The sequence below is a fragment of the Paucisalibacillus algeriensis genome (assembly GCF_000577245.1).
In the GTDB taxonomy this organism is placed as follows: Bacteria; Bacillota; Bacilli; order Bacillales; family Amphibacillaceae; genus Ornithinibacillus.
This window is the reverse complement of the sequence record NZ_CBYO010000020.1, coordinates 191,842-206,220: the sequence shown is the minus strand read 5'-3', so window position 1 is coordinate 206,220 and position 14,379 is coordinate 191,842. Positions and strand designations below refer to the sequence as shown.

The following is a 14,379-nucleotide window of genomic DNA, read 5'->3' as shown; positions in this document are numbered from 1 at the left end:
ATCTACTCTTTGTTTGGTATGGTCGGCATCTGTTGATGAACCCTAATTAACCGCCTTACCTGTTTCAGAGTAATAAATCCTACTTAAAAGAACGCCAATATGTCTTATTTAGATATTAAGTATTTTTCTTTAAAAATTGGACTCAATTCGCTCCAAACATCAAATTTATTGCCATTTAAGTCATAAAAAACAAAATTTCTTCCAGCATGTCCTCTGCTTTCAATTTCTCCAACTCTAATTTGTTTACTAATAAAATCTTTGTGAATTGTTTCTAAAGCACTCAACCCATCGACTTCAAATGTTAATGAAAAACGTTCCTCGCCATGAATATCATAAAAATTTGAGCTTTGAATTTCTTGAGATTTCACAAGAAATATGCTTTGATTAGCAAAATTAAGTATTGCCTTATCTTGATCTACATAACTCAATTCAGCCCCCAATTTGTTCACATACCATTCTGAAGAAAGTTCTACATTTGAAACCGGAATATAAGTGGTACCAACTCTTAATAGTTTTTCACTCATTTTTAACAGCTCACCCTCATACTTTTTTATATATTACGGAAAAATTGTTTGTTTTTTTAAATATCAATATACTAAACTAGCATGTATCCTCCAAAAATTCATTCTCACTAGATTAATTAACCCATTTTTCCGCATAATAATTTTTCATAAAATCTAGTAGTATTTCTAACTGTTTAATCCCTTTTTTCTCTGCTTCTTTCGCTCGTTTTAACAGTTCAATGGAGCGCTCAGCGTTCTCCTTGCTGGAAGGATCGCCCCCATGAGGAAATGGGAAGAGTTCCCTCATTTCAACAAGATAACTGGCCACTTCCTCATAGTGCTTCGCAGCCTCACCCGCAAATTTTCGGACTCCTCTTTCCACAATATTTGTTCCGTCCCATTTAATCGTCAAGTTATGTAAGAACTTAGCGGCAAACTCTCTAGCATCCGAAACAACTTGAATATTATAGGAATTTCCATTAGCGTCCCCACAACGTTTTTCCATTACCTTAATCCATGTATCATACGCTTTTAATCCGATGTCATACTTGCCTTTAAAGACGGCCTGCCACTCCCGTCCATGCGCGTGATCTAGAATAGTTTCCAGTGCCATACGGAGCATTTCATATTTAGAATGGGGGAGACTTTCGCCAACCGTGGTTGTATACAGGACACCCCTGGCGTCCGCAAACTCTTCATAGCTAACAACTCCATCCTTGGATGAATCTTTTGCGTGGAATACTTTCTCTTCATCGTCATACCCGTAAATCAGCCCGAATTCTGGTATAAATAAATCAAATACGATAGCAGGGATCCCACGGTCTATAGATTCCTGTATGAGTGCAATGGTTTGTTCTAATTTATCAGGTGGTACCGGTACTGTTGGATCCGCTAAATTACTTATAAACCCTAGATTGGTTAGATTCTTTCGCAACAAATAACCACCTGGGAAGGAGGTTGGGCCTGCAACATTAATCTCTTTCTTATCAATATTGATCCGAAAAGCATGCCCAGTTAATCCCATCACATCCACTAAATCTAAATAGTTTTTATCCGTATATTTGATGGAACCATGAACCGCTGCAGCTGCAGATGTCCAGGTTTCTGTCCAATTTTCTTTTTTTAGTTTTTGTCCGTTCATATCATTACTCCTTTTTTAAATGTCAGGCTTCGATAATACTTTTCTTTTGGCAAGACCCGAATTGGCTCTCTTTTGCACATACTCATGGATACATAGACGAATTCTTTCTCTTTGCACCTTTTTTCTTGAACGAGAAATAGTGTTGTAAACATTTGCTTTCGTAGTATCGAAAAGCTTTGCAATTTCAAATGGATTTAGATCGTCAAAAAAATACGCTTCAAATATTTTTCTTTCACGAAAACTTAAACAGTGCAAGAGAGAACGGATTCCTTGAATTACATTTAAGCGCATAAGATGTTCTTCTGGATTTGCTTGTTTGCTCTTCTCTGAAGCTGTGTGGGAGAGATAAAAGAGAATTTGATCCATATCTCCCCAATCTATTTCTGATGGTGAAGGGTTTTTAGAAGGTCCAATAGATGTAAATGGTTGCTCTTGTCTAATTGGCTTTGAGCTTCTAATACTCATTAATGCCTGATTTCGAACAATTTGCCGTAACCAAGGTGTAAATTTATCTGTTTCTAATAGTGTTCCTAATTTTAAAAAGGCTCGAAATAAAGCTTCTTGGACAATATCTTCGGCTAAAAAGGAATCTTTGGTAACCGAATATGCCCAGCCATGAGCTTTTGCCCGATGCATTCTAACAAGCTCACTAAATGCTTCCTGATCTCCTTTCCTGGCTTTTTCTACTAGCTGTTGATTGAATCTTTTCTCATAAAAAATGTCATGCTCCTGTTCAAAAGGAGCTAAGATCTCCAGCTCTGCTTTCATGTATTTACATACCCCTTTTCAACCCTTCTATAGATATAGATGCAGATTAGGTTAGATTTCTATCAATTTATAAATGATTTTTTATTTTTTAATCTAAATTTCCATGAAAACACTTCTAAAACTGACGCTAATGTATGTGGGTAATACAGAGGGGCTCGATAAAAGACTAGTATAATTCCTTTCTCTTGCATCTGGTCCCCATCTTATTTACTACATAAGTCATAGAATAGTAGATACAATGTCTACAAAATCATAATAGCATCATTCCTTCTAGTTAGGAATGATGCTATTATGATTTCCATGAAATTTTTGAATGCCAGATTATCTATGATACATAGGGATAGAGCTGATGCCTTATTTAAATGCTTCGACGTTATCTAACTTAATAATCCTATCTAATTAGTGATCAGATACGTAATTTAAAATTCCTAAGATAATTAACCCATCCTATTGGAACCACAATTAAGAAGCGTTTTTCCCATTAAAAAAATATTTATAAGGTAACAATAGTGCTACTAATGATAGTAATAAAAAGATAATATCAGGCATGAATGTGCCGAAACCAATGATATGAAGTAGAAAGTATAATGGATATACCCAACATACATACCAAGACCACCGTTGTCCTTTACGAAATGCATTCGTTAGAATAGCAAAGCCAAATAAAGACATACCTATTATCAATGATCCGCGTAACTTTAATTCAACTCCTGCTTCAGTTTGATCATTAGATAAAAAAGCATGTAAGACCGAACCTTCACCTACTGGTCCATTTTCACCTGAAATAGTTATGATTAGCATTAAGACTTGAATGAGAAGCAATAGAATCCAAGATTTAGCTTGTAAAAACTTCACCCCAACCAACTCCTCAAGTTGTCTTCATTTTTGGACTTAAGTTTTTTAGTTTTCAGTTATTTACCAATATCAAACTTAATTCCTATTAGGATAATATTATTGTTTTTCAAATTTATTCCACTTTTCTAGGGGGATGCATGGGATGGTTCTGACACTATTTTTTTGCAACAGTGGTGCATGAGAACCGTCCGAGACCAGTGAAAACGTAAAGTATTTTATGGATAGTGCTTTGGTTTATTTCGAAGCATAAAAAATCCCCCTAATGGTTTATTAATTTTACCATTTAGGGGGACTTTTACTGACAAAATATTAGGCAACTACTTTTCCATTAATGATAAAAGGGAATCAATAAATGAATCATAGTTTTTGCTTTGCAATAATAAGTGAACATTTTCAGGTTCAGAGATTATTCTAATAAAATTATCATAGATATCACGAAATACCTTTCGCTCACTTTTATTAATTGCTATTAAGGCAATAATCTGTACCGTATGGCTTCCCCACTTTAAGGGCTTTTCATTTAGAACAATGGAAATCGATGATCTAATTGCATTCATTTGCATGGAGTGTGGTACGGCCACATTATTATTAAATGCCGTAGATGACATTTTTTCTCTCTCAATCACTTCATCAATATACTCTTCCTGTATAAACCCTAATTGATTCATCCTTTCACCAATATACCTAATCATTTTAAACTCATTATCAAAATAGATATTACGTTGGAACAAATGAGGATCAAAAAGGTTGAAAAGTTGTTCTTTTAAATTGTTTCGGTATTTAGCTCTTTTCAACTGAACAACTGTTTGATGAATGTTCTCTAGATCGTCTTCCGTGAGAATAGGATTAACATGAATAACTTCAGAAGCATGATGATTCCCTTGAACCTCAACTGCTGTAATAATTAAATCAGAATCTATCTTTTGTAAATCAGTGTCAATTCTTGTTATAACCCTATTAACTTCAATATATTTTCCCAATGTACGTTTTATTTTTTTTGCCATATCCAAATGCATATTATAATACTTTGGACAAACAATCGTGCATGTCATTTTATTTTCTAAACCTTTTTTCCGTTCCAGAAATGCTCCAATATGGAAAGCAATATAAGCAATCTCATCCTCATTAATTGTTACTTGTTCTTTCTTCTGTATTTCGTTTGAAATAAATACTGCTAGATCATAGATGGAAGGATAGGCTGATTTTATTTGATTTGTTAAAGGATTTCTTGATAAGTAATTGTGTCGGGCTCTATTTATTAAATTTCGAACATGCAATGTAAATTTAATAAAAAAATCATCATCATAAATATCGACTAAATAATACTCACTAATTTTATGAATAATATCATGAACCAAATCAATGTATTCTTCTTCAATGTATTGATTAAGATTGTCCGCAGTTAAACTATCGATATCCAATAATGTTGTTTTACTAATCAATAGGATGGTCAAATAATAGAGTTCAGACTTATCAAACTTGACATTAAATTGGGCTTCAATCAATTTGGCTATATCTAAGGCAGCTTTATATTCTTCTTTTTGATGTAAAGAAACAATGCCTTCCTCATGAATCATGCGATTATTTTTAATTCGGTCGGTTGCAATAACGATATGAAGGACAATATTTCCTACCGTATATTCGTTCACATCTAAATTGTACCTAGCTAAAATGGTAATAAGTTGTTCTTTAAACTTCTCTAGATCATATCCAAATGCTTCCTGGATATTATTCAAACTTAATAATTGGTTATTAGATTCATTATAAAAAATATAGCTCATTAACTTTCGTTTATCTTGTTCTAAACCATTTAACTGTATCGAATACCCAGTTCGAGTGAATGATAAATTGAACTTTTCTAGAAGCATTTTAGCTTTTTTCAAATCACCTTCAATGGTTGGTATGCTAGCAAATAGCTTTTCACTTACATCAAATATATCAATACCATCCGCATTTAATATGATTTGTTTCATTAAGTAAGCAAGACGTTCTTGCGGTGTCCCTTTCTTTGGTTCAGTCTTTACAAAGTCCTCATTATATTTATGAAAAACGGATTCATTAATTTTATATCCATGTTGAGAAGAGATGATTAATTCATCTGGGGCCATTTTTTCATTAATTGAATTTACATAGTTTCGAATTGTTCTAGTTGTCACAGCGAATTGCGTAGCTAATATATCTGCCTTTACCCAATCATTCATCTTAAATAAAAATCTAATCAATAAATTCTCTTTCTTATTCATTAATAAAGACCTCCAACATAACTCCTCAATTCACCAATAACATTCCTGACCTAAGTATAACTTCCTATTATATATATTAAAAAGTGAAAACGTTTCCTATCAATAGGAAATAATTCTATTTGAGTGATATACACTAACCATAGGATAATCAAGTTGTAATTAAAAATACAATTAATGGAGGTAAAGATAATGTCAAATATGAATGTACTATTAGTTTGTGGTGGAGGAGCTTCTAGTGGTTTTATGGCTCAAAATATTAGAAAAGCTGCTAAGAAAAGAAACATTTCCATTGATATAAAGGCAAGAAGTGAAGCGGAAATTGAAGAATATTTAACTGAAATCGATGCACTATTGATTGGTCCACACTTAGCATATATGGAAGCAGATATTAGAGAAAAAATTGAACCATATCATATTCCAGCATCTATTATTGATCAATCTATATATGGTCTTTTGGATGGAAATAAGGGATTAGATTTAATTTTAGAACTACTAAAAAAAGAAAAATAACTCGTACAAGCACTTAAACAAGGGAGAGGTGTTATATGAATACCTTAATAAAGTGGATGAATGAAAAATTCGCCCCTAAAGTAAATAAATTTACTAGAAATCCTTGGGTTTCAGGAATACAAGATGCAATCATGGCTGTATTACCTTTAATCCTTGTCGGATCTCTCGTAACATTAATATCTATATTGAATGAATTTTTCTCATGGATGCCTGACTTTTCTCCAATAAGCAATTTTTCTTTTGGATTGATTAGTGTATTTATAGCTTTCTTAGTACCCTACTATATAATGGAAAAACAAAAGAAAAATGATAGAAAAGTAATCTCAGGTTTAACAGGATTATCTTTATTTTTAATGCTATTAATGCCTAGTTTTACAGCTGATGGAGGTATAACATTCTCATTTGAGCGTTTCGGCGGAAATGGGATGTTCGTTGCCTTATTTGTCGGTATTATTGTTGGCTTAATTATGTACCTATTTAGTAAGTTCTCTTTCTTTAAAGATTCAAGTAGTCTTCCAGATTTCATTATCGTATGGTTTGACACGATCATTCCAATTACCATCTTATTATTATTTGGATGGTTGTTCTCCTTCCAATTGGAATTGGATTTCTACTTGTTAATTTTGAAGGTGTTTGAACCACTTTCCTTAATTGGACAAAGCTTTACAGGTTTTGTATTGATTACCTTTATTAGTATATTTTTATACTCATTCGGTATTAGTGCCTGGGTCATCTATCCGATAGCATTTCCTATTTGGATAGCTGGTATTGAAGCAAATGCTGTTGATGCAGTGAATATCAACACAATGGAAACACTAACAGCTTGGGTTTGGATTGGCGGTATGGGTACAACATTACCTCTTGTCATCATGATGTTGCTCTTAGCTAAGTCTAATCAATTGAAAGCGATAGGGAAGGTAACAATTGTCCCATCTTTATTTAATATTAATGAACCAGTTGTCTTTGGTGCACCTATTGCATTTAACCCAATCTTAATGATTCCAATGTGGTTAAACGGACTAATCATACCAGCAATCACTTATGTCGTGTTGAACCTTGGTATGGTTACTATTCCATCCAAAGTTTTTCAACTTTGGTATATGCCACCTGGGATATCAACGTATTTAATTAACACTGACTTTAGAGGCTTAATCTTATTAGTTGCGATTATAATCGTATCATGGCTAATTTGGTTCCCATTCTTCAGAGTCTATGATATGCAACAAACTAAGAAGGAACTAGAGCAATAGACGAATTGTTGGAGGTAAGTAAATATGAGTGAAAACTTTGCAGAAAAAAAAGACATCAATGAGGTTTCGATGCAAATCATTTTAAATGCTGGTGATGCAAGAATGATTATTAATGAAGCATTATCTTGTATTACTAGTAGTGATTTCGAAGAGGCAGATACTAAATTAAAAGAAGCAAAGAAGAAGATTTCTTTAGCTCATTCCGCCCAAACGGAAACTATCCAAGGGGAAGCTCGTGGAGAGAAAATAGATTTTTCTCTATTATTTGCTCATGCACAGGACACATTAATGACCATTATGAGTGAATGGAACACAGCCAAACAATTAATACAACTATTTAAAGCATATGATGAACGTTTACAAAAACTAGAGAAGAATATGTAACAAGTAAAGATGCCAGGTTTATAGATGAAATCTGGCATTTTAATTCAGAGTAGAGGAGTGTATTACGTGAGATATAAAACTATCAATCCATTTCCTAATGACTTTTTCTGGTCAGCCGCAACATCTGCGTATCAATATGAAGGTGGATATTTAGAAGATGGAAGAACCCTATCTATCGTAGACAAAAATATTAACCCTGCTTATGCAGATACAAGTGTTGCCTCTGATCATTATCATAGATCCAAAGAAGATGTTGCTCTAATGAAGGAATTAGGAATGACTGCCTACCGTTTCTCTATTTCATGGTCACGGATTTTACCTGAGGGGCGAGGCGAAGTTAATCAAAAGGGAATAGACTTTTACAAAAACCTTATTAACGAATTGAAAGCTAATAACATTGAACCGTTGGTTACTATCTATCATTTTGATCTACCTGCTTGTTTACAAGAAGAGTATGGCGGTTGGTCTTCAAGAAAAGTACTTGATGACTTTGTATACTTTTGTAAAGTTTTATTTGAGCATCTTGGCGAGCAAGTAAAATATTGGTTTACGATTAATGAACAAAGTAATATGTTCCTTTTACCATATCTAATGGAATTTGAAGACGATACCCCTTTGGAAAAGCAAAAGTATGAAATGAATCATATTATGACTCTGGCACATGCGAAGGCTATTAAACTATGCCGAGAAATGGTCCCAGATGCTAAAATTGGACCTGCTATTGGGCTTTCACCTAATTATCCAGAAACATGCCGACCAGAAGATATACAAGCTGCCAAAGTAGCTGATGATTTCCGTACGTATGTTTTTACAGATTTGTATGTTTACGGAAGTTATCGAAAGAATATCTGGAGATACATGGAGGAACAAGGAATCAATCCAACCATTGAAGAAGGGGATATGGCGTTACTTCAATCCGCAAAACCCGACTTTATCGGAGTTAATTACTATCAATCACGAGTTGTCAAATATGCTCCTTCCACAATGGAAGTTAAAGATATGGCCATTAATGCAGATGGAAATAAAGGAGAAACGGAATTCGAGGTTTTACCAGGACTTTATCAAGGAAGTTCCAATCCTTATTTAGAAAAAACCGATTGGGATTGGGAAATTGATCCTATTGGTCTTCGAACGCTCCTAAATGAGTTAAACGATCGTTATCATTTACCTATTATTATTACCGAAAATGGAATGGGTGCTGTTGATCATTTATCCGATGACGAAAAGGTTCACGATCAATATCGGATAGACTACCTAAGTAAACACTTGGAACAATGTAGATTGGCTATCGATGATGGCGTACAATTATTTGGATTCTGCCCATGGTCATTTATGGATTTGATAAGTACGACAAGTGGATTTAGAAAACGGTACGGATTTGTCTATGTAAATCGAACAGATAACGATGTAAAGGATCTACGTAGGATACCAAAAGATAGCTTTTATTGGTATCAGAATGTAATTAAGACAAATGGGTTAGAACTTTAATTAAAGTTCCATATATATTGGCAGACATTACAGGATAAATATTACTTTGGATGAAGGAAGCTCATGTGCTTCCTTCTTTTTTTAATGTGGATAATTAAAGCTTATGGCGCAGAAGCTTCTAATCTCCATACAAATTCAGCAAACACAACCCCCCCTGGATGTGCACCCAATAATTGTTGGATTTAGTCAAATACCTTAGTATTTTTAGCGGTACAGAGACGGTGAGCAAAGACTCATAATTATTTTGATTCTAACAGAGTCTGCTGCTGGTCAGTATATGGACAATCGCTCTTGCAAGCCTTCTAAAACTTCTTTTGGCATTTCTCTCACCTTGATGTCCCCACCTAGAAAGAGGAGCCAATTTGTCATTTCTACTAATTCTTCTACATGATTAACATTGATTAACGTTTTTAGTATGGCTGTTGTTTGATAAGGATTGGTATAGGCTAAGGAAACTTTTAAAGGATGGTACTTTTTGAATTGTGCAATTGCCTTTGGACCAAGTTCAAGGATCAGGTTAAATTCCTCCTGCTTACTTAGTTTTTCTAGCATATTTTTCTTACTCAATCTTTTTCTAACAGGGTATGCTTCGACGTCGGTGAGATTGTAGACAGGGAAAATCCTCCTTTTTTCTTCCTCCAAGTCAAAACCTTCAATTAGCCAGTAGCCTTTTTCATGATGAAGATGAAATAGAAAAATCGGGTAAGAATTTATCACCTTATCTTCTTTAACAGTAATCCATAAATAACGATCTAAAAGAATCGCTTGGATGAGTTTTTCTAACATGGGATCGGGCAGGTCTGACAAATCAAGTAGGTCGGGATTATTGGGATTAGTCCCTTCAAAAAGTAAGATTTGATTTAAAAGTACAAGGTAGTCTTGCTGGTTTTCCGAGATGAGGCCAAGTAATTTCTCAGCTAAAGATTGACGACTCTTTAAATAAGGGAGCTGCTGATTTCTTGTTGCCATAAAAGCAATGAAAAGGGCTTTAATTTCGTTATCGGTAAATTGAACCGTGGGCAAGACGGAATTGTTCATGACGAAATAACCCCCGTCCCTTCCAACCTCCGCTACAAGTGGCATCCCCATGGCTTCAATTTCTCTGATATCTCGAATAGCTGTTGAACGAGAGATGTTAAATTCCCGCATGATTTCCGAAATGGTAAATTGGGCTCTGTTGTTGATATATCGCATGATGGTATTAATCCGTTCAACCTTTTTCATTGGGGCCTCCTAAACAGTGTCATTTTTTGACATGATTTAATGTTATTATAAACTCATCAACAAGAAATACAAATCAATTAAATAAAAGGAGGAAATTTTAAATGGCAAATTTCACTTTAGAGGAGAAAGAGAGCTTTACTGTATTAGGATTTGGAACGGAGCTTAAGAGTGACTACACAGATTATGTCGGCATTAACAAGGAAAAGTCTGATTTTTGGCAAGCCGTCAACGAGGATGGAAGGATAGACACGTTAAAATCACTCGCCAAAAATGACTACATTTTTGCTGTAAACGAAGCCGTGAATAACAAGATGATGTATTATGCTGGTGTCATGACGGAGGAATCTTTACCTGAGGCAACAAGGGTTATCCAATTTCCTAAAGGGGAATACTTAGTTGTTAAAGGAGAAGGGAAGACGGGTGAAGAGTTAAGTAATACACTTACTGGTATTGCCTTTGGTCAGGCTTTGCCAGAGGCAAAGGATGTTGCCTATGTTGGTGGGCCAAACGCAACCGTTGAAATGGAGCAGCGAGACGGTTTAGTATACGGTGAAATGTGGATTCCTGTAGTTCGAAAATAACGATTAAAGGAGTAATGGTAATGTCCTATATTGTTGATTTTAAAAATGTGTCTACTGTTGGTCTAGAGTCTTCACCAGTAGCAGAAGCGCTTGCTGGTTTACGTGCTAATGAAGCCCGCTACTTTATGAACAAATATAAGCATGAATTTACAGTAGTACCTGCTAGCGAAAGCCCGGAGACCCTTGAGTACGTGAACAGAGTTTTAAAGGAAGAACGTGATCTTGAGTTTGCAGCCAATCCTTTAGAAACATCAAGTTTTCAAGTGGAAAATATCAAATGGACCTACGTCTTTTATGAGGATGGTCTTGCAATCAACGTTATGTATACTGTCGATGACCCGAAGAAGCGCGCCGTTGGTTTTAAGCTTTCTGATGGGATGGAAGTACCAAAGGAGTTAGAAGGGAAATTTAAGTTTGCTAGGCAAAAGTCTAAGCTGGCTGGGACTATTCGTGGATCGTTTTTTGTGATTAAAGGGGAGTATTGAAGTTAGTGACTACGCGTTTTGAGGAATGAGCTAATTTATGTTCATGGTCAATCACTTTCTTCATTCCAACTAATGTTAATCTAATTATTTTTAATTACAGAACAGCATTCTCTATGTAATGTTAGAGGATGCTGTTCTTTTTATTGCAAAAAATATTTCCCTCGTTGATTTTAGTTATTCGTGCAATGAAATTATACGATTCCTGTAATACATACTCATGTATATATAGGAAAAACCTCATTTACTTATGATAAGGTTCAGCATTTTGTTTGTGGTAGAACAGATACCTTATTGAATATTATTATCCCAAACTCTCAATCAGCAAGTAAATCCCTGTAAACAATAAGATTATATATGTAAATATTCGAAAAGCATTTTGATTAATCCTTTTAAATAAGAGTTGTCCCAAATACAATCCTACAAATACTAATGGTAAGGCCCATAAACTTGATACCCAGATCGTCTTATTTGTTCCAGCAAAAGTCACTTGGATGATTAAACTGACAAAGTATATAAATAAATAAAAGGCTAGTGTAGTACCTCTTAATTTTTCCTTCTGAGTATCTGTACCTGAAAAATATAATAATAATGGTGGTCCAGGCATACCTATACTTGTTGTGAATGAACCTGATAGTCCACCAACAATTAAATCTTTCTTCTTATTCTGGTTAATTCGGAACTTAAGAATGAGCATTATTGTTAATAATAAGATAATAAGGCTCACTCCCAACTTTAATCTATTTATATCAACTAACAAGAAGATTATAATTCCAACGGGAAGACCCGTAACACCGCCTACTACAAATCTTCGAAGGATGCCAAAATCAATATCCTTTCTAATTTTCATTATTAATGCACTAGAAATAACTAAAGACAATATTAAGTTTATTTGAATTGCCTCAATTGGCTCAAATATTAATAGAAGAAATGGAGTAGCCAAAATTGAAAACCCAAATCCTGTACTCGTTTGAAGTACGGAAGCGACTAAAATGATTATAATAAATGCTATTATCTCCATAAACCCCCTACTTTCCTATAACAAAAAAATAAAGATACCGTTAATAAACAGTATCTCTTCTACAACTATTTTAACATGTCATTAATCTAGCGACTATCAAAACTAATTCCACCCACTGTTTTAACACTATATATGGTTAGGTTCACCATAACTTATCTAAGTGAGGTTTTCGATTAACATTATTTCACAACCAATAACACTAGATATGTAAAGGCACCCTTAATATCTAGACCCTCAACAAGTACTAATTATATAAATAAGCTATTATTTCTCAGTAATGTATTAGCCCCCATCCGTCTCTTGATAATTTGACTGAATATAACTAATTACAAAATAAAAAGATAGACAACTACCTACTAAAATCTGATGGGTAGTTGCCTATCTAAAGCTAATTTATTATACCAGATTTGAGTCATTCGCTTAACCATTTTAGATGCCTTACTTTTTGGTAGTAAATTCATGCTTATTTGCAAAAGTGCGATTGCCAGTAACACGAAGGTGCCCCACCTATTAGGTGAGTCGTCCTCGTGTTATTCGAGGAACTTTTGCATATCCTCATCTAAATAAACCCAGCCCTTCCAGCCAATATGAATCGTATCACGCATAAAATAAGGATCATATTCATGGTCGGAATAATCGGCGTAGGTAAAGCCGCTATCATTAATCTGCTTCTTTATACGAGTGTAGTAGTCTTGACGTCCTTTTTCAGGGAATCCTGTGTAGTCATAATACGCCCCATTCACGGGGATAATAACAAAAAGCGGTTCAGCATCAGATTCCTTGAGAATATCAAGCATCAGTTGGAAATCTTCGTACTCAAGTGATTCTGCATAGGAATGATCTTTGTTCTTTCCTTCCATTCTCTTGATGTAGTCCTTCCTATACTTATACACGTTGTCATCAATATAAAATTTGGAATGCTGTGTCCGTTTCTCGCCATAAGTATCGGCTTGTGCCCGCAGTTCCTCCCATGTCTTGTCCTTCACTTCATCTGACTGATGACGGTTAGTTGGTTTATCTTTCAAAATGGTGAAATACATATCCTTTTTCTTAAGTATGGATATATAAGCCCTTGCAGGAACGGAAAAAATATTAAACATAACCTTTTCGTCATTCAGATAAGCATCGTAAAGCTGATAAAGAATCGTATCGTTCTTGACCGCATCATACGTCATCAGACGTTGCATCAATTTTCGTTTCACTTGCTCATCCACTTTCTTATTGAAAGGAAGCTGGTAAGCTTGCAGTGAAGAATAATTTGGTGCAAAATGCTGCTCATCTGTACCATGCTTTACAAACCATTGCGGCGATACGATGATAACCATTTTCTTGTTCTTCAATTGATCGGCATGCATTGCAAAGTTTAAATTATGAATAATCGAGGTCATTCCGCCTTTTCCTACTAAATAAGGTGTAAAGGCAGCTTCATTCGTTTCGAAATAATTCGATGGATGGAATGGGTCCCAGCGCGACAATTCAGAGGAACCATAGATTGGAACATACGTAGAACTTTTGAGCATTTCACCTTGCAAATAAGTTCCTTGGAACATAGTTGGCTCCAGACTTATAGCTGATTCCTCCAAACGATCTGCTGGAACTAAATTAGCCAGCCATGATTCGGGTACCAATACGACCCCGGAAAACAGGACCAATGCAAGAATGATTGGTCCAAACAGATACTTCTTCTTCATTATTTCAGCTCATTCAGACGATCAACGATAGCATTTGGTGTATTCCATGTATCTCGGTCAAACTCCGTGATCGGTACATTAATATCAAGCTGCTCCTCAAATTGAACAAGTAACTCCACTGTCGCAAATGAATCAATCAATCCTGCTTCAAATATATCCAAATCATGCTCTTCTTTCACAACATCATCTTCACAAACTTCTGCAATAACTTGTAATACTTTTTCTTTAAAATCCATAT

Annotated in this window: 15 protein-coding genes; 6 read left to right on the top strand and 9 right to left on the bottom strand. The window is 34.8% G+C overall.

The window, feature by feature from the left end:
• Positions 1 to 104: 104 nt before the first annotated feature.
• The 5 genes from TY11_RS15140 to TY11_RS15120 form a co-directional block, all read right to left on the bottom strand.
• Positions 105 to 524 (bottom strand): VOC family protein, encoded by a 420-nt coding sequence (locus tag TY11_RS15140; protein WP_042147965.1) that lies wholly within the window; start codon positions 522 to 524, stop codon positions 105 to 107.
• Between the two features lie 112 nt (positions 525 to 636).
• Positions 637 to 1,644 (bottom strand): hypothetical protein, encoded by a 1,008-nt coding sequence (locus tag TY11_RS15135; protein ID WP_042147962.1) that lies wholly within the window; start codon positions 1,642 to 1,644, stop codon positions 637 to 639.
• Between the two features lie 15 nt (positions 1,645 to 1,659).
• Positions 1,660 to 2,412, bottom strand: a complete 753-nt coding sequence (locus tag TY11_RS15130) for an RNA polymerase sigma factor (protein WP_052345852.1) — start codon at positions 2,410 to 2,412, stop codon at positions 1,660 to 1,662.
• A gap of 462 nt (positions 2,413 to 2,874) precedes the next feature.
• A complete protein-coding gene (locus tag TY11_RS15125) occupies positions 2,875 to 3,267 on the bottom strand; it encodes a hypothetical protein (RefSeq protein WP_042147959.1) in 393 nt (130 codons plus the stop codon).
• 317 nt (positions 3,268 to 3,584) lie between these two features.
• Complete coding sequence (locus TY11_RS15120) at positions 3,585 to 5,510, bottom strand: BglG family transcription antiterminator (protein ID WP_042147956.1); 1,926 nt, start codon at positions 5,508 to 5,510, stop codon at positions 3,585 to 3,587.
• A 189-nt stretch (positions 5,511 to 5,699) separates the two neighbouring features.
• Between TY11_RS15120 and TY11_RS15115 the strand changes: the two genes are divergently transcribed.
• From TY11_RS15115 to TY11_RS15100, 4 genes are all read left to right on the top strand, one after another.
• Positions 5,700 to 6,020 (top strand): PTS sugar transporter subunit IIB, encoded by a 321-nt coding sequence (locus TY11_RS15115; protein WP_042147954.1) that lies wholly within the window; start codon positions 5,700 to 5,702, stop codon positions 6,018 to 6,020.
• A gap of 35 nt (positions 6,021 to 6,055) precedes the next feature.
• Positions 6,056 to 7,270, top strand: a complete 1,215-nt coding sequence (locus tag TY11_RS15110) for a PTS sugar transporter subunit IIC (protein WP_042147951.1) — start codon at positions 6,056 to 6,058, stop codon at positions 7,268 to 7,270.
• Between the two features lie 24 nt (positions 7,271 to 7,294).
• Entirely contained in the window at positions 7,295 to 7,654 is a 360-nt protein-coding gene (locus TY11_RS15105) for a PTS sugar transporter subunit IIA (RefSeq protein WP_042147948.1), read from the top strand.
• Between the two features lie 66 nt (positions 7,655 to 7,720).
• Positions 7,721 to 9,142 (top strand): glycoside hydrolase family 1 protein, encoded by a 1,422-nt coding sequence (locus tag TY11_RS15100; RefSeq protein WP_042147945.1) that lies wholly within the window; start codon positions 7,721 to 7,723, stop codon positions 9,140 to 9,142.
• A 270-nt stretch (positions 9,143 to 9,412) separates the two neighbouring features.
• Here the strand turns inward: TY11_RS15100 and TY11_RS15095 are convergent, their stop codons facing one another.
• A complete protein-coding gene (locus TY11_RS15095) occupies positions 9,413 to 10,366 on the bottom strand; it encodes a helix-turn-helix transcriptional regulator (RefSeq protein ID WP_042147941.1) in 954 nt (317 codons plus the stop codon).
• Positions 10,367 to 10,467: 101 nt separating this feature from the next.
• On the opposite strand from TY11_RS15095, the gene TY11_RS15090 reads away from it, so the two are divergent.
• The gene (locus TY11_RS15090) at positions 10,468 to 10,947 is read left to right on the top strand and encodes a GyrI-like domain-containing protein (protein ID WP_042147938.1); all 480 of its coding nucleotides are present in this window, start codon (positions 10,468 to 10,470) and stop codon (positions 10,945 to 10,947) included.
• A 20-nt stretch (positions 10,948 to 10,967) separates the two neighbouring features.
• Entirely contained in the window at positions 10,968 to 11,432 is a 465-nt protein-coding gene (locus tag TY11_RS15085; protein WP_042147935.1) for a DUF8821 family protein, read from the top strand.
• A gap of 301 nt (positions 11,433 to 11,733) precedes the next feature.
• Here the strand turns inward: TY11_RS15085 and TY11_RS15080 are convergent, their stop codons facing one another.
• The 3 genes from TY11_RS15080 to dltC all read right to left on the bottom strand — a co-directional run bounded on the left by TY11_RS15080 (position 11,734) and on the right by dltC (position 14,377).
• The gene (locus tag TY11_RS15080; protein WP_042147932.1) at positions 11,734 to 12,450 is read right to left on the bottom strand and encodes a sulfite exporter TauE/SafE family protein; all 717 of its coding nucleotides are present in this window, start codon (positions 12,448 to 12,450) and stop codon (positions 11,734 to 11,736) included.
• A gap of 530 nt (positions 12,451 to 12,980) precedes the next feature.
• A complete protein-coding gene (gene dltD, locus TY11_RS15075; protein WP_042147930.1) occupies positions 12,981 to 14,141 on the bottom strand; it encodes a D-alanyl-lipoteichoic acid biosynthesis protein DltD in 1,161 nt (386 codons plus the stop codon).
• Positions 14,141 to 14,377, bottom strand: a complete 237-nt coding sequence (gene dltC / locus TY11_RS15070; RefSeq protein ID WP_042147926.1) for a D-alanine--poly(phosphoribitol) ligase subunit DltC — start codon at positions 14,375 to 14,377, stop codon at positions 14,141 to 14,143. The genes dltD and dltC overlap by 1 nt, the downstream gene beginning before the upstream one ends.
• Positions 14,378 to 14,379 lie beyond the last annotated feature (2 nt).